Origin of the sequence: Streptomyces sp. NPDC058637, from assembly GCF_042717325.1 — a bacterium.
Lineage (GTDB): Bacteria > Actinomycetota > Actinomycetes > Streptomycetales > Streptomycetaceae > Streptomyces.
The window spans coordinates 35,365-56,993 of record NZ_JBHXRD010000043.1; the positions used below are offsets into that span (position 1 = coordinate 35,365).

The following is a 21,629-nucleotide window of genomic DNA, read 5'->3' on the forward strand; positions in this document are numbered from 1 at the left end:
CGGGCCGGACGGCCGCCGGATGCGCCAGGAACATATACGGCTGAACGGCTTTCCGGGCTGAAGGGCCTGCACGGATCCGGCCACTCCTACCGCTGTGCCTCTCGCGTGCCCCGCTCTCGACATGGCCGGCCTGCGTGACTGAGCCCACGAGTTGGCTGTGGTGGACACGGAAACCTCCGGGCTGGTGGCACGCGGGGACCGGGTGCTCTCCGTCACCGTGGTGACCCTCGGTCCGGACGGCGTGCAGACCGGTGAGTTCTCGGCGTTGCTCGACCCGGGCTGCGATCCCGGGCCGGTCCATGTGCACGGGCTCACCGCCTCACGGCCGTGGGGTGCGCCGAGCTTCGGTCAAGTCGCCGAAAGAATCGCGGCGTTGCTGAAGGACCGGGTGCCGGTCGCCCACAACGCCCAGTTCGACTACGGCTTCCTCGCTCACGAGTTCGCCTGGGCGGAACTCCGCCTTCGAGGACCCGGGACAGCCCGTGTCAGTGTCCGAGCCGCTCCACCAGCGCCGGTACGTCCGCGAAGGAGTCGAGGACGTGGTCCGGGGTGCCGTCGGCCGCCGCGTGCGTCTCGGGCAGGTACTTGCCCGTCCTGACCAGTACGCCTTTGATTCCGCCGCGCTGGGCCGCCAGCACGTCCGACTCGATGTCATCGCCCACCATCAGCGTTCCGGCCGGGACGGCGTCGAGGTGGGAGAGGGCCGCGGCGAAGAACGCGGGGGCGGGCTTGCCGGTGATCTCCGCCTCCGTCCCGGCCGCCAGTTCCAGGCCGCAGAGGAACGCGCCCGTGTCGAGGGCGAGCCCGTCGGTGGTACGCCAGTACAGGTTGCGGTGCATCGCCACGAGCCGGGCACCCTGCCGGACGTGGCGGAAGGCCCGGTCGAGCGCCGCGTACGTGAACGCGGGGCCGGCTCCGCCGAGGACGACGACGTCCGGTACGGCACCCTCGCCGTCCTCCTCCTCGACGAGTGTCACGCCCGACAGGTCGTCCCGTACGTCGCCGGTGTTGATCAGCAGACAGCGGGCCTCCGGGTGGTGCTCGCGCAGGTACGCGGCGGTGGCGGCGGGCGCGGTCAGGATGTCGTCCGCCTCGACGGGGAAGCCCGCGCCGGCGAGCCGGTCGGCGATCACGGCGCGGGTCCGTGACGTGTTGTTCGTGACGAGCGCCAGTGGGACACCGGAGGCACGCAGCCGGCGCAGGGCCTCCACCGCGCCGGGCAGCGGCTTCCAGGACACCGTGAGCACACCGTCGATGTCGATCAGGACCGCTCCGATTCGTTCCATGCCCCCGACCGTCCCCGACTTGCCGAACCGGCGCAAATGGGATTGTTTCGAAGGTGGGGGTGTGTGTTCGTTCCGGTCTCCCCTCCTTGGAGGCGAACCACTGTGCAGTTCACCGACCGTACGGACGCCGGGCGACGGCTCGCCGGGGCGCTCGGGCATCTGCGGCCGCGCGACCCCGTCGTCCTGGGCCTTCCCCGTGGCGGTGTCCCGGTCGCCTTCGAGGTGGCGCGGGCACTGGGCGCGCCGCTCGATGTGATCGTGGTCCGCAAGCTGGGCGTCCCGTACCACCCGGAGCTGGGATTCGGCGCGATCGGCGAGGGCGGCGTGCGGGTCATCAGCGACGAGATCGTGCGCCATGCCGGGGTCCGGGAGAAGGACCTCGTGTCCGTCGAGCGCGCCGAGGAGGCGGAGCTCCTGCGGCGGGCCCGGACGTACCGGGAGGGCCGGCCACGTCTGCCCCTCACCGGCCGGGCGGTGGTCGTGGTCGACGACGGGATCGCCACCGGGGCGACCGCCAGGGCCGCGTGCCGTGTCGTGCGGGCACAGGGCGCCGCCCATGTCGTCCTCGCGGTGCCGGTGGCGTCGCCGGATGTCGTCGAACGGCTGCGCGCGGACGTGGACGAGGTCGTGTGCCTCTCCACGCCGGGTCTCTTCTCGGCCGTGGGCGAGTGGTACAGCGACTTCTCGCAGACCTCAGACGAGGAGGTCGTCTCCCTCCTGGCGCGGGCGCCCGGGGGCGGAGCACCCGTGGCCGAGGAGGTGGAGGTGGACACGGGCGACGCCGGGCTCGCCGGGGACCTCGTGCTGCCCGGGAACGCCGGGGCGGTCGTGGTGTTCGCCCACGGTTCCGGCAGCAGCCGCCACAGCCCCCGCAACCGTTCCGTGGCGACGGCCCTGAACGGGGCGGGCCTCGGCACCCTGCTCCTCGACCTGCTCACGCCCGGCGAGGAGGTCCACCGGGCCAATGTCTTCGACATCGGGCTGCTCGCCGGACGGCTGGCGGGCGCCACCCACTGGCTGCGGGGCCGTGCGGCCCTCCCGGTCGGCTCCTTCGGCGCGAGCACGGGTGCCGCGGCGGCTCTGCGGGCGGCCGCCGCCCCCGATTCGGGCGTCGGCGCCGTGGTCTCCCGTGGCGGGCGCCCCGATCTGGCCGGGGCGGACCTGTCCGGGGTACGGGCGCCGACACTCCTCATCGTGGGTGGCGACGACACGACGGTGATCGACCTCAACCGGCAGGCGCAGGCGGCGCTCCACTGCGAGAACCGGCTCGACGTCATCCCGGGCGCCACGCACCTGTTCGAGGAGCCCGGCGCCCTGGAACGGGTCGCGGAGCTGGCCCGGGAGTGGTTCACCCGGCATCTGCTGCCGGGCGGCCCGTAGGGTTTACCTCGAAGCCTCGAAGGCCCCGGGAAACCACCCTCGCTCCGTCCGGCCCCCGGGCACACACCGGCGGCGAGGAGGGGCGTGCCTGCGGGTCAGGGCCGTGGACGGCTTCGGCGTCCGGTCGTACGCCGACGGGATCCGGCGCGTGTACACGGATGTGGTTCTCCGCGCCCCCGTGGAACGAGGACCCCGCGACGGCCGCCCTGTACACCGACCGGCTCGCCGCCGACATGGCGCGGCCGGGGTTCACCGCCGCACCGACCCTCGACGACGCGGGCACCGTGACCGGCTTCGCCACCGCCTGGAGCACGCCCCGACGCCTTCCCCGGCCGACCGCGGCTACGGGCACGTGGCCACCGCCCTCGGGCCCGACCGGGTCGCGGCCTGGCTGTGCGGGGCCGTGGAGGTGGACGAACCGGCCGTCGGCCCCGCGGCGCGCGGAGCCGGACCCGGTGGTGCGCGATCGCCGGCGGCGGTCACCGGGACGGCCCCGGACGGACGGTGCCGGCTGCTCACCTCGGTCCACGCCGAGGCCACGCCGCGCTTCCACGGCGGGCCGGCCGGCACCGGGCCCCCGCGCCCGTCCCGGGCCGGGCGCGCCTCACCGCCCTCCTCGGCCCCACCCACCCGGCCGGAACCCACAGCACCGTCCGACGCGTACGGGCCCGCGCGGAACCGGCCGCGTACGGCCGCGCTGCGGACACGGCTTCCCGGGCACCGGAACGATGCGCCCGACAACGATGCCATCCGGTTGCCTCCGTCCGTGCGGGGCGAACCGGGCACTCCGGGTGCGCACTTGCGAGAGGAGCGATGCGCGACCGTCATGTGAATCGATTCAAGCGCGGGGAAGATAGTGGTGCGCCCCGAACACTGTCAAGGGCGCCCACCCACTCCCCCCATTCAGGTCGCACATCGCCCTCCTTGCGTGAACTTCTCGCCATCAACCCATTGACTGAGCCCGCAATCCCCGTTTAGCTTCCGTGCAACCTGATTGAAACCTTTCACGGCGAGTGGAGCGACACGGTCCACCGCTGAGGAGCTCCCATGAACCAGTCCGCCCCGGACCCGGCCCCGGTCCTGGCCCTGAAGGGCGTGAGCAAGTCCTTCGGTGCCGTACGGGCCCTGCATGACGTGTCCTTGCAGTTGTTTCCCGGTGAGGCCCACGCACTCGCCGGAGAGAACGGCGCGGGCAAGTCCACGCTGATCAAGGCCCTCGCCGGGGTGCACCGTCCGGACAGCGGCGAGGTCCTGCTCGACGGCGACCCTGTCGTCTTCCACGGCCCGGCCGACGCCCGTGACGCCGGTATCGCGGTCATCTACCAGGAACCGACGCTCTTCCCCGACCTGTCGATCGCCGAGAACATCTTCATGGGCCGCCAGCCCCGGCGCTCACTGGGGCGGATCGACCGCAAGGCCGTGCACGCGACCACCGCCGCACTGATGCGCCGGCTCGGCGTCGACCTGCCCCCCGACCGGCCCGGCCGCGGGCTGTCGATCGCCGACCAGCAGATCGTCGAGATCGCCAAGGCGCTCTCCTTCGACGCCCGCGTCCTGATCATGGACGAGCCGACCGCCGCCCTGACCGGCAGCGAGACGGCCAGGCTCTTCTCCGTCGTCCAGACCCTGCGCGCCGAGGGTGCGGCCGTGCTGTTCATCTCGCACCGCCTCGACGAGATCTTCGAGCTGTGCCAGCGCGTCACGACCCTGCGCGACGGGCGGTGGATCTCCTCCGAGCCGCTGGAAGGGCTCACCGAGGACGACCTGGTGCGCAGGATGGTGGGCCGCGACCTCGACGACCTCTACCCCAAGCAGGACGCGGAGGTCGGCGAAGTCGCCCTCTCCGTGCACCGGTTGACCCGGGAGGGCGTCTTCCACGACGTGTCCTTCGATGTCCGGCGCGGCGAGATCGTGGCGCTCGCCGGGCTCGTCGGCGCCGGGCGCACCGAGGTCGCTCAGGCGGTCTTCGGTGTGGACCGTGCCGACGCGGGCGAGGTCAAGGTGGCCGGCGCGGTGCTGCGGCCCGGTTCGCCGACGGCCGCGATGTCCGCCGGGCTCGCCCTCGTACCCGAGGACCGGCGCCAGCGCGGTCTCGTCATGGATATGTCGATCGAGCGCAACATCGGTCTCACCGGTCTGGCCGAGGTCCGCAAGCGCGGGCTCGTCAGCCGGGCCCTGGAGCACGACCGGGCCGCCGACTGGGCCGTACGCCTCCAGCTCAAGTACAACCGGCTGGCCGACACCGTGGGTGTGCTGTCCGGCGGCAACCAGCAGAAGGTCGTGCTCGCCAAGTGGCTGGCGACCGGCCCCGAGGTGCTGATCGTGGACGAGCCGACCCGCGGCATCGACGTCGGCACCAAGGCCGAGGTCCACCGGCTGCTGTCCTCGCTCGCGGCGGACGGCCTCGCCGTCCTGATGATCTCCTCCGACCTGCCGGAGGTCATCGGCATGGCCGACCGGGTGCTCGTGATGCACGAGGGCCGGCTCGTCGCCGAGATCCCGCGCGAGAGCGCCACCGAGGAATCGGTCATGGCGGCGGCCACCGGACGCAACGAGAGGGCGGCGGCATGACCACCACCATCGAGAGTCCGCCGGACACCGCGAAGGCGCCGGCGCGCAGTGCCTCCTCGCTCGTGGACACGGCCTTCCGGGCCCGCGAGATATCCATCGCCGGCGCGCTGGTGCTGCTGATCCTCGGCACCTACCTGGCCAACCCGCTCTTCCTGTCCGACCAGGGCGTCAAGGACCTGCTGCTCAACGCGTCGATCCTGGTGCTGCTCGCGGTCGGTCAGTCCGCCGTGGTCATCACCCGCAACATCGACCTGTCGGTCGGTTCGGTCGTCGGCCTCTCGGCGTTCGCCTGCGGCAAGTTCGTCGCGGGGACCGACCACGGGGTGCTGACCGTGATGCTGCTCGGCATCGCCATCGGCGTGGTCTGCGGACTGGTGTCCGGCGCCCTCGTCAGCTTCGGCAAGGTCCCGGCGCTCGTCGTGACCCTGGGGATGCTCTACATCATCCAGGGCGTCGACTACTGGTGGGCGCAGGGCGAGCAGATCAGCGCCTCCGACGTGCCGGACGCGGTCCTGGGTCTCGGCAGCGGCGACCTGTTCGGCGTCCCCTACCTGCCGCTCATCGCCGTCGTCCTGCTCGCGGGGACCGCGTACTTCCTGCGCGGCTACCGCTCGGGGCGTGAGCTGTACGCGATCGGTTCGAGCCCCGAGGCCGCCCGCCTCGCCGGTATCCCCATCCGCCGCCGGGTGCTCGCCGCGTACGCCTTCTCCGGGGCTGTCGCCGGCTTCGCCGGGGCGCTGTGGCTGGCCCGCTTCGGCACCGTCGTCGCGGACAACGCGCACGGCTGGGAGCTGACCGTCGTCAGCGCCGTCGTCGTCGGCGGTGTCGCCATCACCGGCGGCACCGGCACCGTGTGGGGTGCCGCACTCGGCGCCCTGCTGCTCACCACCATCGGCAGCGTCCTGGTCGTCCTGAAGGTGGACTCCTTCTGGCAGGGCGCCATCACCGGTGCGCTCCTCCTGCTGGCCATCAGCGTCGACCGGATCGTGAACCTGCGGATGACCGCCGCACTGAGGAAGAGGAGCGCCCGTCATGACCACGGCGCCTGACACAAAGACGGCTCCCGCGTCGCGGGCCTCTCTCGTACGCGGCCTGGCGCTGCGCTGGGACACCGCGGTCGGTCTCCTCCTGGTGGCGGTCCTCGTCGTCGGCCTCGGCAGCACGGAGGGCTTCGGTTCGAGCGAGAACCTCGCGTTCGCCTTCAACGACATCGCCGAAGTCGCCATCATCGCCCTCCCGATGACCCTCCTGGTCGTCGCCGGGCAGGTCGACCTGTCGGTCGCCTCCATGCTGGGCCTGGGCAGTGCGCTGACCGGTGCGCTGTGGGAGGCGGGCTGGGCCTTCGAGACGATCGTGCCGGTGGTCCTCCTGGTGGGTGTCGCCGGAGGTCTCCTCAACGGCTGGCTGGTCACCGAGGTCGGCCTGCCGTCCCTGGCCGTCACCATCGGCACCCTGGCGCTCTACCGTGGTCTGGCCTCGGTGGCGCTCGGCAGCGACGCGGTGACGGACTTCCCGCAGACGTACGCGGACTGGGCCGTCGACACCACGACCGTGCCGGGCACGTTCCTCACGTACCCGGTCCTGCTCTTCGTCGTCCTCGCCGCGGTCACCGCGGTGGTGCTGCACGCCACCGGGCTGGGCCGCTCGCTCTTCGCGATCGGCGCCCAGGAGGAGGCCGCGTACTTCGCCGGCATCCGGGTCAAGCGGATCAAGCTGCTGCTCTTCGTCGTGACCGGCCTGTTCTCCGCCTTCGCGGGTGTCGTCTTCACCCTCCGGTACGGAAGTGCCCGTGCGGACAACGGACTCGGCTTCGAGATGCTCGTCATCGCGTCGGTCCTGCTCGGCGGCGTCGACTTCGACGGCGGGAAGGGCACGCTCTTCGGCGCGGTCGCCGGTGTCCTGCTGATCGGTGTCCTGAAGAACCTGCTCACCCTCAACGACATCGCCAACGAGGTCCAGGTCATCGTGACCGGCCTGCTGCTCGTGGCGTCCGTCCTCACCCCACGGATCATCGCCACCGTCGTCGAACGACGGCACCGGCGGGCCGCGAACACCCCTGCGCCCCGGTCGCCATGACCCCTCTCCGCACACCCCTTCCGCCGTACCTCTCCGAAAGGCACAACGCCGCCATGATGCTCCGCAATGCCGCTGGGCGCCGCGCCGTCGCGACCGCCGCCACCGCCGTCTCCCTCGCCCTCGCCCTGACCGCCTGTTCCGGCACCACGAAGGACAGTGAGGACACCGGTTCCGCGAAGGTCGCCGGTTCCGCGAAGGCCGATCCGGACGCGCCGTTGAAGAAGGGCCTGAAGATCGCCTTCCTGCCCAAGCAGATCAACAACCCGTACGAGAAGATCGTCGACGAGGCGGGCATCGCCGCGGCGAAGGAGTACGGCGGCACGGGCAAGGAGGTCGGCCCGTCCGACGCCAACGCCTCCTCGCAGGTCAGCTACATCAACACGCTGATCCAGCAGCGCCAGGACGCGATCCTGGTCGCGGCGAACGACCCCAACGCGGTGTGCGGCCCGCTCAAGCAGGCCATGAAGAAGGACATCAAGGTCGTCGCGTACGACTCGGACACGGCGAAGGACTGCCGTCAGCTCTTCATCAACCAGGCCAGCTCCGAGGAGATCGGCCGCAGCCTGGTCCAGCACCTCGGCGAGCAGCTCGGTTACAAGGGCAAGGTCGCGATCCTGTCGGCCACGCAGAACGCGACGAACCAGAACACCTGGATCGAGTTCATGAGGAAGGAGCTGGAGCTCCCCAGGTACCAGGACATGGAGCTGGTCAAGGTCGCGTACGGCGACGACGCGGACCAGAAGTCCTTCCAGCAGACGCAGGGCCTCATGCAGGCCTACCCCGACCTCAAGGGCATCATCTCGCCGACCACGGTCGGCATCGCCGCCGCGGCCCGCTACCTGAGCGACTCCTCGTACAAGGGCAAGGTCGTCCTCAACGGGCTCGGTACACCGAACCAGATGCGCAAGTACGTCAAGGACGGCACCGTCGAGCAGTTCTCGCTGTGGAACCCGGAGGAGCTCGGCTACCTCGGCTCGTACGCCGCCGCCGCGCTGGCGTCGGGGCAGATCACCGGGGCCGAGGGGGAGAAGTTCGAGGCGGGCAAGCTCGGTGAGTACACGATCGGCAAGGACGGCGAGGTCATCCTCGGCGAGCCGACCGTCTTCGACGCCGAGAACATCGACCAGTTCAACTTCTGAGTGCGGGGGCCGGCTTCATCATGCAGCGTGTCTGCTTTCTGCTGAAGGTCCGCGAGGACCGCAAGGACGAGTACCGCGAGCGGCACGCGGCGGTGTGGCCGGAGATGCTGGCGGCCCTGTCCGGGGCCGGGTGGCACAACTACTCGCTCTTCCTGCGTGAGGACGGTCTGCTCGTCGGCTATCTGGAGACGGAGGACTTCGACGCGGCCCGCGAGGCGATGGCCGCGACGGACGTCAACGACCGGTGGCAGCGGGAGATGGCGGAGTTCTTCGAACAGCCGGAGGCGCCGGACGAGGCGATGGTCCCGCTGACCGAGGTGTTCCACCTCGCGTAGACGGACACGCCGGGGGCCGGCCCCCGGCGTGTCCGGCAGGTCTCCCGTCCTGGGGCGGCCGGTTACAGGGCGGCGACGATCAGCAGGGTGAAGGCGAGGAGCGAGAACGCGGTCCGGGCCCGGTGGAGGCCGTTCCAGCGGGACTCGAACGCGGTGCGGGCCGCGCTGTCGTCGCCGCCCTCCGACCCGGCGAGCGCGTTGTTCAGCGGGATGTTCCCCGCGATCGTGATCAGGTGGCCGACGACGCTGCACAGGAGCGCGCCGAGAACCACCGGCCAGTCGGACGTCCCCGCGACGAGTACGGCGGCGGGGAGGAGGACCACCCCGGCGAAGAGGACGAGGAAGGGCGGCCCGGGAACCTTCTCGTTGAAGCGGCGCATCGCGGAGGCGAACTGGTCGTCCGACAGGGCGGCCAGGCCCGGCATGACCGCGATCATGAACGTCAGCATGAAGCCGGCGTAGAGGCCGGTGACGAGCACGGCGGCCAGGAGGAGCACATAGGACATGGGCTCATGATGACCCGGCGCCACCCCGCGCGCACAGCCCCGCAGGCACACCCTCGTGCAACGCTTCCGTCACACCGGCCCCGCGGGGTGCCCTCCGTGCCGGCGTACGCGGGGTGCGGGCCGGGCCCGCGGAGCGCTTCCGGCCGAACCACCGGGCCCGGACCTGGACCCGGGCCGTGCTCTTGCGGTCCCCGGCCGTGGTCAGCCGACCTCGCCCTCTCCCTCGCCGCCCTGCGGCTCGTCCCCGCCGCCGCCCTTGATGCGGTCGGCCTGCTCGATCGCCGTCGCCAGCTTCTCCACCGAGCTGTCCTCGGTGGAGGCGGCCAGCTTCCGTGCCTGACGGGCGAGTTCACCGAGGGCGGGGGTGCCCGGCAGGTCGCCGCCGCGCAGGCTGTCCGCGAAGTAGGCGGCCACCGCGGTCACCTGGAGCCTGGTGTTCTCGCCGCCCCAGAGTGTTCCGTCGACCGCCCCGGTCTCCACGGCCCCGGTCTCCTCGTGGGCCTCGCGGGTCTTCGGGTCCAGCCAGCGCACCGTGGCCGTCGCCACGTGCCCGGACGCGCCGTCGCGGAGGCGTACCGCGTAGAGCGCGGTGACGGTGTGGCCGGGGCCGACCTCGCCGCCGTCGACGCTGTCGTCGCGGAAGTCCTCGTCGGCGACCTTGCGGTTCTCGTAGCCGATGAGCCTGAACTGCTGGACGGTCTTGCGGTCGAAGGCCACCTGGGCCTTCGCGTCGCGGGCCCGGAGCTGGACGTGGGCGGGCAGCTGGTCGACGAAAACCTTCCTGGCCTGGGACTCGTCGCCGATGTACGTGGTGTTGCCGTCGCCCTTGTTGGTGAGGCGCTCCATCAGCGCGTCGCCGTAGTCGCTGCCGACGCCGACGCCGAACAGGGTGATGCCGTACTCCTCGCGTGCGTCGCCGATCCGTTCCAGGATCGCGTCGGCGTCGGTCTCACCGGTGTTGGCGAGCGCGTCGGAGAGCAGGACGACCCGGTTGGTGGCGCCCTTGCGGTGGCCCTTGACCGCCTCGTCGTAGCCGCGCTCCACACCGGCCGCCACATTGGTGGAGTCCGCGGGTTCCAGCTCGTCGACGGCGTCCCGGATCTCGGTGCGGTTGCCGCCGAGGCGGGTCATCTCCAACCGGGTCTCCGCCTCCCCGCTGAAGGTGACGAGGGAGACGGAGTCGTCGTCGCGCAGTTCGTCGGTGAGGATGCCCAGCGACTTCTTCGCGAGGTCGAGCCGGCCGGGCTCGGCCATCGACCCGGAGATGTCGACGACGAACGTCAGGGCGGCGGGCGGGCGTTCACCGGTGTCGTCGGCGGTCCCGGTGGCCAGACCGACCCGTACGAGCGACCAGTCGCCCGCCCCCGACGCGGCCTTCGTGCCGTCGACGGTCACCGAGAACCCGTTGCCCTTCGGCCGCTGGTAGCCCTGCCGGAAGCTGTTGACGAATTCCTCCGGCCGCACGACGTCCGCCGGGGGCAGCTTCCCGTCGCCGAGGAGGCGGCGCGCGTAGCCGTAGCCGGCGGTGTCCACGTCCAGGGCGAAGGTCGACAGGTAGTCAGGCGGCGCGACCTCACGGGCGTCGCCGTCCTCCTTGCGCTGTGCTCCGTCCTCCCGCTGCTCCGGTGCGGAGGACGGCGCGGCAGGCGCGGGCTGCCCGCCACGCGGTCCGCCGCTGCCGGTGGCCTTGTCCGCGGAGGTCTCGCTGCTGGTGCCGCCGCCGCAGCCGGTCAGCAGCATCCCGCCCGCCAACAGAGCGATCAGCGCTCCCCGATGAGTCCTTGTCCGGCGTTGCATCCGTACCCCCCACGTTGTCGACATCTGTGGATGTGACGTACGGGGCGCCTGCCAGGATCGGACGAACGTGTTGCGGATCTGTCTCGATGCGGCAACAGCGCGCGGGAACGGGCCGGAACATCAGGGTCAGGACACGATGTCCTTACGACTGAACCCCCGGAAGGCGAACGCGAACAGGATCAGGGCGTACGTCACCGAGACGGCCGCGCCCTTCACCATCCCGCCCCATTCGAGCTCGGGCTGGAGGGCGTCCGCCCAGGCGAACTGCCAGTGCGCGGGCAGGAACTCGCGCCAGGTGCCGAGGGCCGTGACGGCGTCCAGGACGTTGCCGACGATGGTCAGCCCGACCGCGCCGCCGACCGCGCCGAGCGGTGCGTCGGTCTTGGTCGACAGCCAGAACGCCAGTCCCGCGGTGACGAGTTGGGAGACGAAGATGAACCCGACGACGAGCGCGAGGCGCGGCACGGTGTCCGAGGTGCTGAGCGCGCCTCCGGTGGGCAGTTTCAGCGGCCCCCAGCCGTACGCGGCGGCTCCCGCGGCCAGGGCGACGAGCGGCAGGAGCACCATCGCGGCGAGGCTGAAGCCGAGCGCGACGACGAGCTTGCTCCACAGCAGCCGGGCGCGGGGCACGGGCGCCGCGAGCAGGTAGCGCAGTGAGGACCAGCTCGCCTCGGAGGCGACGGTGTCCCCGCAGAACAGGGCGACCGGGACCACCAGCAGGAAGCCGGCGGAGACGAACAGGCAGGTCGCCGCGAAGTTCGCGGCGGACTCCGTGGCGACGTCCATCAGGTTGATCCGCGAGCCGCCCCCACCACCGCCGCCCCCTTCACCGCCGGGGGTGCCGCCGATGGCGAAGGCGATGATGAGGATGAAGGGCAGGGCGGCCAGCACCCCGCCCATGAGCAGGGTGCGGCGTCTGCGCAGCTGCCGCATCGCCTCGACGCGCAGGGGCAGGGTGCGGCGGGCGTGGTAGCCGGGGGCTTCGGCGTGGCCCCGGACTTCGGTGGCGGAGCTCATGCGGATCCTCCGGAGATGAGGGTGAGGAACGCGTCCTCCAGGCGGCGGTGCGGACCGACACCCGTCACCGGTACGTCGAGACGGACCAGGTCGGCGACCAGTTGGGCCGGGGTGGCGCCGTCGAGCCGGACCAGCAGCCCGTGGCCGTCGTCCACCCGGACGGCGGAGCCGATGCCGGGCAGGGCCGCCACCTTGTCCGCGAGGGGTTCGGAGACCTCGGCCGCGGTGGTGACGAGCAGCATGTCGCCCGAGCCGGTGATCTCGGCGACCGGGCCCGCCTGGACGAGCCGGCCGCGGTCCATGACGACGAGGTGGGTGCAGGACTGTTCCACCTCGGACAGGAGGTGGCTGGAGACGATCACGGTGCGGCCCCCGGCCGCGTACCGGATCATCACGTCCCGCATCTCGCGGATCTGGGGCGGGTCGAGGCCGTTGGTCGGTTCGTCGAGGATGAGCAGGTCCGGCATGCCGAGCATGGCCTGGGCGATGGCGAGCCGCTGCCGCATGCCCTGCGAGTAGGTCCGTACGGCACGGGCCAGGGCGTCTCCGAGTCCGGCGATCTCCAGGGCCTCGTCGATGTGGGAGTCCCCGGCGGGCCGTCCGGTGGCCTGCCAGTACAGCTCCAGGTTGGCTCGGCCGGACAGGTGCGGCAGGAAGCCGGCGCCCTCGACGAAGGATCCGACGCGCGACAGCGCGGGCGCCCCGGGCCGGATGGCGTGCCCGAAGACACGGATCTCTCCGGCGTCGGGGGTGATGAGCCCCATCAGCATGCGCAGGGTGGTGGTCTTGCCGGCACCGTTCGGTCCGAGGAGTCCGAGGACCTGCCCCTTCTCGACCCGGAAGCCGAGGTCCCGGACGGCGTACCGGTCGGCGGACTTGGCGTACTTCTTGGACAGGTCCGTGATCTGCAGCGGTACGCCGGCGAGTGCCGGGTCGGGTGCGGGGGTCGTGGTGCGCCGGCGTGCGGTGAGCAGGAGCAGCGCGGCGATGGCGACCGCGGCGGCCGGCAGTCCCCAGACCCACCACGGGAGGGTGGCGGCCGCGGTCCTCACGGCGGGTGCGGTGGGTACGTTCAGCGGCCCCTCGAGGGAGACGGTGTACGTCGCGGGTTCGGCGGGGGACGCGTAGCCGAGGTCGGTCGTGGACAGCACGAGGCGGAGGCGGTGGCCTGAGTCGACCTCGTGGTCGATCGCGGGCAGGGTCAGCTCGACGGGCTTGCCCTGCCGGGCGGGTGCGATCCGGTACGGGGTGACGAGCTGGGAGGGCAGGACCTGCTGTTTCCCGTCCGGGGAGACGTCGTAGACCTTGCCGAACAGCACCGCGTCGCCCTGGCTCGCCCGGACGTTGACGCGGACGGTGGGTGATCCGGTGACGCGCAGGGACGTGTCCAGCGGTTCGGAGTCGTAGCGCGCGTACTGCCCGGGGAAGTCGAGGGAGAGGCCGACACCTAGGGAGGACAGCTGGGAGAGCCCGCCGCCGATGCCGGGGACGGCCGAGATGGAGGGGGGGTTGGCTCCGGCGGGGTTGTCGAAGGTCTGGGTGCGGTTGATCAGCCGGACCTTCTCGCTCCCGCCGGTCAGTCCCGGGTACGTGTCGCCGGTCGCGCCGCGCTTGAGGGCGGCGCCGTCGGTGGAGTCGATTCCTCCGGTCCTGGTCACGCGGAAGGCGGGTCCCGTGTCGGCGCCCTTGTCGTCCTTGAGGTAGCGGTCGAACCAGGTGCCGATCCGGCCCTCGACCCGGTCGGCCTCGGCGTCCCCGCCGTCGTGTCCGCCGGCGATCCAGTCGACGGACACGGGCGCGCCGTTGCCACTGATGGCCTTGGCCATGGCGTCGGCCTGGCCGAGCGGGAAGAGGGAGTCGCTCTGGCCCTGCACGATGAGCGCGGGTACGTCGATGCGGTCGGCCACGGCGACGGGGGAACGTTCCGTCAGCAGCTCACGCGCGGCCGTGTCCGGCTTCCCGCTGACCGCGACCCGCTCGTACATCTCGCACAGCTGCTTCTCGAACTTCGCGCATCCGCCGCCGGAGGAGACGAAGATGCCGGCCCAGAGTTTCTTGAACACCCCGTCGGGGAACAGCGCGTCGGCCAGGTTCCAGTAGCTGATGACCGGGGCGATCGCGTCGACGCGTTCGTCGTATCCGGCGGCGAGCAGCGACACCGCGCCACCGTAGGAGGCGCCGGTGACGCCGACCCGTGGATCGCCCTTCGCGTCGAGCTCCACCTCGGGCCGGCCGGCCAGCCAGTCGACGAGCCCGGAGACGTCCTCGACCTCCCCGTCGGGGGCGTTGAGGGTGATCTCTCCGCTCGACTTCCCGAACCCGCGGGCGGACCAGGTCATGACGGCGTACCCGTCGGCGGCGAGCTTCTCGGCCTGGGCACGCACATCGTTCTTGCTGCCGCCGAAGCCGTGCCCGATGAGCACGGCCGGCCTGCGCTGCGAACCTCCGGCCGTGAAGTACGAGGTGTCGACGGACACCCCGTTCATCCGCATGATCCGGTCCTCGCGGCGCACGGACGGCGCACTGTCGTCCGCGACGGCGGTCCAGGTGCCGGCGGCCGCCAGCACGGCCAGCGCGGCGACGACCGCGGCCCAGCGGCCGCGGGTACGGGGCAGCAGCCGGTGCCGCCACCGGGAAGTCGGTTTCTCCATGACTCGACCCTAAACGGAGTGCGACCTACCCCGGGAAGCCGCGAGGGTGACCTCGGTCGCCTCCCTGAGAGGTACAGCCGGCACGCCCCGTACTCCGTACGCGGTACACCACCGTCACGAAGGGCCCTTACATGGACATCCGCACCGCCACCACCACCGCCGAACTCCTCGCGGCCGGGCACCTCTACGACAACCCGCCGACCCCGGAGTGGGCTTCCCGCTTCCTGGCCGCGGGCGGTCATCTGATGCTGATCGCCCATGTGGACGAGGTCTTGGCGGGATTCGTCTCCGGCATCGAGATGCTGCACCCGGACAAGGGCACGGAGATGTGCCTGTACGAACTCGCGGTCGACGAGCCGTACCGTCGGCGCGGCATCGGCCGGGCGCTGACCGACGCCCTGGCCGCCGAGGCGCGGAGGCGTGGCTGTTACGGGATGTGGGTGGGCGTGGAGCGCGACAACGAGGCGGCGCTGGCCACCTACCGCTCGGCGGGGGCGGGGGACGACGGAGTGTTCGCGATGCGGACCTGGGGGTTCGGCGGCCCGTCCTGAGCCCGGGCGGGCACGGCGGGCACGGCGGGCACGGCAGGCCGGGGAGCCCTGCTGTCCGGGCGCTCGGAGTACGGCTGTTCCTCCGGCAGCAGTGCGGCAGCCGCCTCGTCCTGCCCGGCCCGCACCAGCGCGTGGATCTCACCGGCCAGCGGTGTGACGTCACGGATGGAGACCGTCCACTCGTCGGCGTACCGGCGCGACGTCCCGCCGGACAGGCCCAGCTGCAGGGAGCGGTACGGGAGCGGGTTGAGGTGGAGGTCGCGTTCGGGGTCCCACTGGATGCGGGCGGGGGCGCGGCGCAGGTCGCGCTGCCAGGTGGCGCGGTCGGGGTGAACGCCCCTGACGTAGTGGGAGAGTTCGGCGTTCGCGAGGGCGTGGTCGAAGCCTTCGCGGGTGATCTCGACGGCCAGGACGGTCTCCTGGCCCTCCTTCTTCGCCCAGCCGCAGCGATACATCATCCACAGGAAGCTGGGCTTGATCCAGGTCATGCGGTCGCGCTTCCACAGGGCGGGGAAGCGCCCGTCCCGGGCCGCCGGCAGACCGATGGCCGGCTGATAGGCCTGGTAGACGGTGACCGTGGTGGCGGTGTGCAGGGCACGGATCTCGTGGTGCGGTGCGGTCATCCGCCCAGGATGGTCCACGGCCCGTGCCCTCTGCCACCGGCTTTTCGCACGCCGCCCCAGGGCCCCGTCCTGGGGCCCGGGGGCGGCGGATCGGTGGACGCGGTGGGCGCGGATCAGTGGTTGCGGGGGAAGCCGAGATCCACGCCGGTGGGGGCGTCGGCCGGGTCGGGCCAGCGGGTGGTGACGACCTTGCCGCGGGTGTAGAAGTGCACGCCGTCGTTGCCGTAGATGTGGTGGTCGCCGAAGAGGGAGTCCTTCCAGCCACCGAAGGAGTGGTAGCCCACCGGCACCGGGATCGGGACGTTGACGCCGACCATGCCGGCCTCGATCTCCAGCTGGAAGCGGCGGGCGGCGCCACCGTCGCGGGTGAAGATCGCGGTGCCGTTGCCGAACGGCGAGGCGTTCATGAGCGCGACGCCCTCTTCGTACGTGTCCACGCGCAGCACGCACAGGACCGGGCCGAAGATCTCGTCCCGGTAGGCGTCGGAGTCCGTGGAGACGTGGTCGAGGAGGGACAGGCCGATCCAGTGGCCCTCCTCGAAGCCCTCGACCGTGTGGCCGGTGCCGTCGAGGACGACGTCGGCGCCCTGGGCGGCGGCGCCGGTGACGTAGGAGGCGACCTTGTCGCGGTGGGCGGCCGTGATCAGCGGGCCCATCTCGGACGTGGGGTCGGTGCCCGGTCCGATCCTGATCCTCTCGGCGCGGTCCTTGATGCGGGCGACCAGGTCGTCGGCGACGGAACTGACGGCGACGACGGCGGAGATCGCCATGCACCGCTCACCGGCGGACCCGTACGCGGCGGAGACGGCGGCGTCGGCCGCGGCGTCCAGGTCGGCGTCCGGGAGGACCAGCATGTGGTTCTTCGCACCGCCCAGGGCCTGGACGCGCTTGCCGTTCGCGGAGGCCGTGGCGTGGATGTGACGGGCGATCGGGGTCGAGCCCACGAAGGAGACGGCGGCGACGTCGGGATGGGCCAGCAGACCGTCGACGGCGACCTTGTCACCGTGCAGGACGTTGAGTACACCGTCGGGCAGACCCGCCTCGGCGGCCAGCTCGGCCAGCAGGTTGGCGGCCGACGGGTCCTTCTCGCTGGGCTTCAGGACGAACGTGTTGCCGCAGGCGATGGCCAGCGGGAACATCCACATCGGCACCATGGCCGGGAAGTTGAACGGGGTGATGCCCGCGACGACGCCGATCGACTGGCGGATCGAGGCCACGTCGACCCGGCTGGACACCTGGGTGGACAGCTCGCCCTTGAGCTGGGTCGTGATGCCGCAGGCCAGCTCGACGATCTCCAGGCCCCGGGCGACCTCGCCGAGCGCGTCGGAGTGCACCTTGCCGTGTTCGGCGGTGATCAGCGCGGCGATCTCGTCGCGGTGGGCGTCCAGCAGGGCGCGGTAGCGGAAGAGGACGGCGGTGCGGGCGGAGAGCGAGGAGGTGCCCCACGTCCCGTACGCGTCCTTCGCGGCGGTGACCGCGGCGTCGACCTCCTCGGCCGAGGCGAGCGCGACCCGGGTGGTCACGGCACCGGTCGCCGGGTCGGTGACCGGGCCGTAGTTGCCCGACGTGCCCTCGACGGTCTTGCCACCGATCCAGTGGTTGACGGTCTTCATTCCGGGACTCCTTCAGAGACGGTGGCGTCGGGCGGCGGTCTGCCGGTCGTACTCCTCGCGGGCCGCGACCGCCGACGGGCGGGTCGCGGTCTCGGCCACAGGAACATCCCACCACGCCTGTGCCGGAGGGGGCCCCGACACAGTGTCTGGCGTTCGGGTCTCGACGTAGACACAAGTGGGACGGTCCGCACCGCGCGCCTCGGCGAGCGCCCCGCGCAGCTCCCGTACGGACTCCGCGCGCAGCACCCGCATGCCGAGCGAGGCCGCGTTGGCCGCGAGGTCGACGGGGAGCGGCGGGCCGGTGAAGCTCCCGTCCGCGGCGCGGTGCCGGTAGGCCGTGCCGAAGCGCTCGGCGCCGACCGATTCGGAGAGGCCGCCGATGGACGCGTACCCGTGGTTCTGCAGGATGACGAGCTTGACGGGCAGGCCCTCCTGCACCGCGGTGACGATCTCGGTGGGGTTCATCAGGTAGGTGCCGTCGCCGACGAGGGCCCAGACGGGCCGGCCGGGTGCGGCGAGCTGGACTCCGAGGGCGGCCGGAATCTCGTATCCCATGCAGGAGTAGCCGTATTCGACGTGGTACTGCCGCGGGGAACGGGTCCGCCACAGCTTGTGCAGGTCCCCGGGGAGCGAACCCGCCGCGTTGATCAGGATGTCGTCCTCGGTGACGAGGGCGTCGAGCAGCCCGAGGACCTGGGCCTGGGTGGGGCGGACGTCCGGGTCGGGGGCGGCGAAGGCCGCGTCGACGCGCTGCTCCCAGCGCTCCTTGGCATCGGTGTACGCGGTCTCGTAGGCGGGGTCGACGTGGTAGCCGCGTGCGCCGAGGGCGGCGCCGAGCGCTTCGAGGGAGGTGCGGGCGTCCGCGACGAGTGGGAGTGCGGCGAGCTTGTGGGCGTCGAAGCCGGCGATGTTGAGGTTGAGGAAGCGGACCGCAGAGTCGGCGAAGAGCGTGCCGGACGCGGTCGTGAAGTCCGTGTAGCGGGTGCCGATCCCGATGACCAGGTCCGCCTCGCGGGCCAGGTCGTCGGCGGTCGCGGTGCCGGTGTGGCCGATGCCGCCCACGTCGGCGGGGTGGTCGTGGCGCAGCGAGCCCTTGCCGGCCTGGGTGGAGGCTACGGGGATGCGGGTGGCGGCGGCGAAGGCGGCGAGGGTCTCCTCGGCGGCACTGTGGTGGACGCCGCCACCCGCGACGATCAGGGGGCGGCGTGCGGTGCGGACCGCCCGGACCGCCCGTTCGAGTTCGTCCGGGTCGGGGGCGGGCCTGCGTACGTGCCAGACGCGCGCGGCGAAGAACTCCGCAGGCCAGTCGTACGCCTCGGCCTGCACGTCCTGCGGCAGCGCGAGCGTGACGGCACCGGTCGTCTCCGGGTCGGCGAGGGTCCGCATGGCCTGCAGCGCGGCCGGGATCAGCGCCTCGGGGCGGGTGATCCGGTCGAAGTACCGGGAGACGGGGCGCAGGCAGTCGTTGACCGACACGTCCCCGGCGTACGGCACTTCGAGCTGCTGGAGCACGGGGTCGGCGGGCCGGGTCGCGAAGGTGTCACCGGGCAGGAGCAGCACCGGGAGGTGGTTGACGGTGGCGAGGGCGGCGCCTGTGACGAGGTTGGTGGCGCCGGGGCCGATGGAGGTGGTGACCGCCTGCGCGGAGAGCCGGCCGGACTGGCGGGCGTATCCGACGGCGGCGTGCACCATGGCCTGTTCGCTGCGGCCCTGGAGATAGGGCATCGCGGGGCCTGACTCGACGAGCGCCTGGCCGATGCCCGCGACGTTGCCGTGGCCGAAGATGCCCCAGGTGGCGCCGATCAGGCGTTGGCGGCGGCCGTCGCGTTCGGTGTACTGGCGGGCCAGGAAGGCGATCAGCGCCTGGGCGGTGGTGAGCCTGCGGGTGGAGTGCCTGGGGGTTGAGGGTCCGGGGGGCGGGTGTTCGGAGGTCGGGTTCCCGGGGGTCGGACGTCCGGGGGTGGCGGGCGGTGCGGTGGGCGGGGTGGTGGTCAAGGGCTTCCCTCCGGGCCGGGGGTGCGGGGTGTGGTCACTGGCCGTTTCGTGCTCACGGTCCGGTCCGCGGGCCGTGGAGCGGGAGCCGGGGGTCGACGGGCTGGGCCGGCCAGGTGTCACGGATCCAGCGGTGGCCGGGGTGGTCGCGGATCAGCCACTCGCGCTTCTCCCCCGGGCCCGCCATCACGTTGAGGTAGTACAGGGTGCGGCCGGGAGGGGCGATGGACGGGCCGTGCCAGCCGTCGGGGATGAGGACGGCGTCTCCGGTGGCGACTTCGGCGAGTACGTCCGTACCGCCCTCGCGGGAAGGTGAGACGCGGTGGTAACCGAGACCGTCGCCCTCGACCTCGAAGTAGTAGATCTCCTCCAGCTCGGACTCGACGCCTGGCAGGTGCTCGTCGTGCTTGTGCGGCGGGTACGAGGACCAGTTGCCGCCCGGTGTGAGGACCTCGACGGCGATGAGGCGGTCGCACGGGAACGTGTCGGCGGCCGCGAAGTTGTTCACCTGCCGGGAGCAGCTCCCCGCACCGCGGAGTTCGACCGGTACCTCCGGCGCGGGGCCGTAGCGAGCGGGGAGTCGTCGCTCGCACTTCGCTCCTGCCAGGGCGAAGCGGCCTCCTGCGCCGGAGGCGATCTGTGCGCGGGCGTCACGTGGCAGATAGGCGAAATCCGTCACTGCGCCGAACACGCTTTCCCGGCCCAGTAGTTCAAAGATCTCACCCGCTGACTGCACCGTACAGGCACCGGCCAACGGGAGGACGATCCATTCGCTCTCTCCGGTTACCAAGGTATGAACACCACCGGGCTCGAGCTCCAGTACACGCAGGCTCGACCGGTCCCATCCGGCTCGCTCCGGGTCGATGTCGAGGCTGTAGGGGCCGCTCGCGGCACGGTCGGACCGGAGGTGGTACCGCTGCTGCTCGTCGCGCTTCGTCATGTCCGCATCCCTACCCTTCTCTCTCCCGCCCGCAGGTACTCACAACAGTCCGACGGCCGTGTCGACCGCGCCCGCCACGTCCCCGTCGGGCGGGTAGAGCAGCGACCGCCCGACGACCAGTCCCCGGACGGTCGGCAGGCTCAGGGCCCCGCGCCACTTCTCGTACGCGCCGTCCAGGTCCCCTTTGACCTCGCCCCCGAGCAGGACGGCGGGGAGGGTCGAGGTCCGCATGACCTGGGCCATGTCGTCGGGGTCCTCGGTGACGGGGACCTTGAGCCAGGTGTAGGCGGAGGTGCCGCCCAGGCCCGAGGCGACGGCGATGGAGGTGGTGACGGCCGCGGCCCGCAGGTCGGTGCGGAGCTTGCCGTCGGTGCGGTGGCAGAGGAAGGGTTCGATGAAGACGGGCAGCCGGTGGGCGGCCATGGCGTTGACGGTGCGGGCGGCTGTGTGGAGGGTGTCCAGGGAGCCGGGGTCGTCGTAGTCGATCCTCAGCAACAGCTTCCCCGCGTCGAAGCCCTGCTGGGACAGGTCGATCGGGCGGTGGCCGGTGAAGCGGTCGTCGAGTTCGTAGGCGGCTCCCGCGAGTCCGCCGCGGTTCATGGAGCCGATGACGACCTTGTCCTCCAGGGCCCCGAGGAGCAGGAGGTCCTCCAGGACGTCGGCACCGGCGAGGACTCCGTCGACGCCGGGGCGCGAGAGGGCGACGCGGAGCCGTTCCAGGAGGCCGAAGCGGTCGGCCATGGCGAATTCGTCGTCGCCGACGGCCAGGGAACCGCGGGCCGGATGGTCCGCGGCGATGATCATCAGGCGGCCGGTGGGACCGACGAGGGGACGTCTGCGGCGGACCGCGGCGGCCTCGGCGACGGCCTCGGGGCGGTGCGCCCGGAGACGGACGAGATCGGCGACTGAGGCTGCGGCGGGCGAGGTCATGGGGTGGCTCCGGAGGGTCCGTCCGGGGCGGCGGTTCCGGGAGGCCCGGAGGTCGGTGCGGGGCTTCCAGGACCTGCTGCTGCCGGTCCGGGGGTTCCAGGATCTGCTGCCGGTCCGGGGGGTCGGGGGGCTGCTGCCGGTCCGGGGGGTCGGGGGGCTGCTGCCGGTCCGGGGGTACGCGGGGCAGCTTCCGCTCCGTCGGGTCGGGACTCTTATTCCGCT

The 21,629-nt window shown here is 71.9% G+C and carries 18 protein-coding genes; 8 read left to right on the forward strand and 10 right to left on the reverse strand.

The window, feature by feature from the left end; all coding sequences use genetic code 11:
- The first annotated feature begins 217 nt into the window (after positions 1-217).
- Entirely contained in the window at positions 218-598 is a 381-nt protein-coding gene (locus tag ACFWVP_RS31300; protein WP_384501368.1) for an exonuclease domain-containing protein, read from the forward strand.
- Here ACFWVP_RS31300 and ACFWVP_RS31305 read toward each other — a convergent pair.
- Positions 486-1,286, reverse strand: coding sequence for an HAD-IIA family hydrolase (locus ACFWVP_RS31305; protein ID WP_384501351.1), 801 nt, complete (start codon positions 1,284-1,286; stop codon positions 486-488). The two genes, ACFWVP_RS31300 and ACFWVP_RS31305, sit on opposite strands and share 113 nt — an antisense overlap.
- 102 nt (positions 1,287-1,388) lie before the next feature.
- On the opposite strand from ACFWVP_RS31305, the gene ACFWVP_RS31310 reads away from it, so the two are divergent.
- The 6 genes from ACFWVP_RS31310 (at position 1,389) to ACFWVP_RS31335 (ending at position 8,787) form a co-directional block, all read left to right on the forward strand.
- Entirely contained in the window at positions 1,389-2,666 is a 1,278-nt protein-coding gene (locus ACFWVP_RS31310) for a phosphoribosyltransferase family protein (protein WP_384501352.1), read from the forward strand.
- 1,047 nt (positions 2,667-3,713) lie between these two features.
- Entirely contained in the window at positions 3,714-5,237 is a 1,524-nt protein-coding gene (locus ACFWVP_RS31315) for a sugar ABC transporter ATP-binding protein (protein ID WP_384501353.1), read from the forward strand.
- Positions 5,234-6,286 (forward strand): ABC transporter permease, encoded by a 1,053-nt coding sequence (locus ACFWVP_RS31320; RefSeq protein WP_384501354.1) that lies wholly within the window; start codon positions 5,234-5,236, stop codon positions 6,284-6,286. Before ACFWVP_RS31315 ends, ACFWVP_RS31320 begins: the two co-directional genes overlap by 4 nt.
- Positions 6,270-7,313 (forward strand): ABC transporter permease, encoded by a 1,044-nt coding sequence (locus ACFWVP_RS31325; RefSeq protein ID WP_384501355.1) that lies wholly within the window; start codon positions 6,270-6,272, stop codon positions 7,311-7,313. Before ACFWVP_RS31320 ends, ACFWVP_RS31325 begins: the two co-directional genes overlap by 17 nt.
- A 53-nt stretch (positions 7,314-7,366) precedes the next feature.
- Entirely contained in the window at positions 7,367-8,452 is a 1,086-nt protein-coding gene (rhaS, locus tag ACFWVP_RS31330; RefSeq protein WP_384501356.1) for a rhamnose ABC transporter substrate-binding protein, read from the forward strand.
- Between the two features lie 20 nt (positions 8,453-8,472).
- A complete protein-coding gene (locus ACFWVP_RS31335; protein WP_384501357.1) occupies positions 8,473-8,787 on the forward strand; it encodes an L-rhamnose mutarotase in 315 nt (104 codons plus the stop codon).
- 62 nt (positions 8,788-8,849) lie between these two features.
- On the opposite strand, the gene ACFWVP_RS31340 is transcribed toward ACFWVP_RS31335, so the two are convergent.
- From ACFWVP_RS31340 to ACFWVP_RS31355, 4 genes are all read right to left on the reverse strand, one after another.
- Positions 8,850-9,293, reverse strand: a complete 444-nt coding sequence (locus ACFWVP_RS31340) for a DUF1772 domain-containing protein (protein ID WP_384501358.1) — start codon at positions 9,291-9,293, stop codon at positions 8,850-8,852.
- A 201-nt stretch (positions 9,294-9,494) separates the two neighbouring features.
- Positions 9,495-11,090, reverse strand: coding sequence for a von Willebrand factor type A domain-containing protein (locus ACFWVP_RS31345; RefSeq protein WP_384501359.1), 1,596 nt, complete (start codon positions 11,088-11,090; stop codon positions 9,495-9,497).
- A gap of 126 nt (positions 11,091-11,216) precedes the next feature.
- Positions 11,217-12,107 carry an ABC transporter permease gene (locus tag ACFWVP_RS31350; RefSeq protein ID WP_384501360.1) on the reverse strand — a complete coding sequence of 297 codons (891 nt, stop codon included), beginning with the start codon at positions 12,105-12,107 and terminating at the stop codon, positions 11,217-11,219.
- Positions 12,104-14,758, reverse strand: a complete 2,655-nt coding sequence (locus ACFWVP_RS31355) for an alpha/beta fold hydrolase (protein WP_384501361.1) — start codon at positions 14,756-14,758, stop codon at positions 12,104-12,106. Before ACFWVP_RS31355 ends, ACFWVP_RS31350 begins: the two co-directional genes overlap by 4 nt.
- A gap of 131 nt (positions 14,759-14,889) precedes the next feature.
- On the opposite strand from ACFWVP_RS31355, the gene ACFWVP_RS31360 reads away from it, so the two are divergent.
- On the forward strand, positions 14,890-15,309 hold the full coding sequence (locus tag ACFWVP_RS31360) for a GNAT family N-acetyltransferase (protein ID WP_384501362.1): 420 nt from the start codon (positions 14,890-14,892) through the stop codon (positions 15,307-15,309).
- Here ACFWVP_RS31360 and ACFWVP_RS31365 read toward each other — a convergent pair.
- From ACFWVP_RS31365 to ACFWVP_RS31385, 5 genes are all read right to left on the reverse strand, one after another.
- Positions 15,237-15,932 (reverse strand): DUF4291 domain-containing protein, encoded by a 696-nt coding sequence (locus tag ACFWVP_RS31365; protein WP_384501363.1) that lies wholly within the window; start codon positions 15,930-15,932, stop codon positions 15,237-15,239. The genes ACFWVP_RS31360 and ACFWVP_RS31365 overlap by 73 nt on opposite strands.
- Positions 15,933-16,045: 113 nt before the next feature.
- The gene (locus ACFWVP_RS31370) at positions 16,046-17,545 is read right to left on the reverse strand and encodes a CoA-acylating methylmalonate-semialdehyde dehydrogenase (protein ID WP_384501364.1); all 1,500 of its coding nucleotides are present in this window, start codon (positions 17,543-17,545) and stop codon (positions 16,046-16,048) included.
- Positions 17,546-17,557: 12 nt separating this feature from the next.
- Positions 17,558-19,405: a 3D-(3,5/4)-trihydroxycyclohexane-1,2-dione acylhydrolase (decyclizing) gene (iolD, locus tag ACFWVP_RS31375; protein ID WP_384501369.1), complete on the reverse strand. Its 1,848-nt coding sequence runs from the start codon at positions 19,403-19,405 to the stop codon at positions 17,558-17,560.
- Between the two features lie 187 nt (positions 19,406-19,592).
- Positions 19,593-20,477: a 5-deoxy-glucuronate isomerase gene (gene iolB / locus ACFWVP_RS31380; RefSeq protein ID WP_384501365.1), complete on the reverse strand. Its 885-nt coding sequence runs from the start codon at positions 20,475-20,477 to the stop codon at positions 19,593-19,595.
- A 39-nt stretch (positions 20,478-20,516) separates the two neighbouring features.
- Positions 20,517-21,407, reverse strand: coding sequence for a deoxyribose-phosphate aldolase (locus tag ACFWVP_RS31385; protein ID WP_384501366.1), 891 nt, complete (start codon positions 21,405-21,407; stop codon positions 20,517-20,519).
- Between the last annotated feature and the right edge of the window lie 222 nt (positions 21,408-21,629).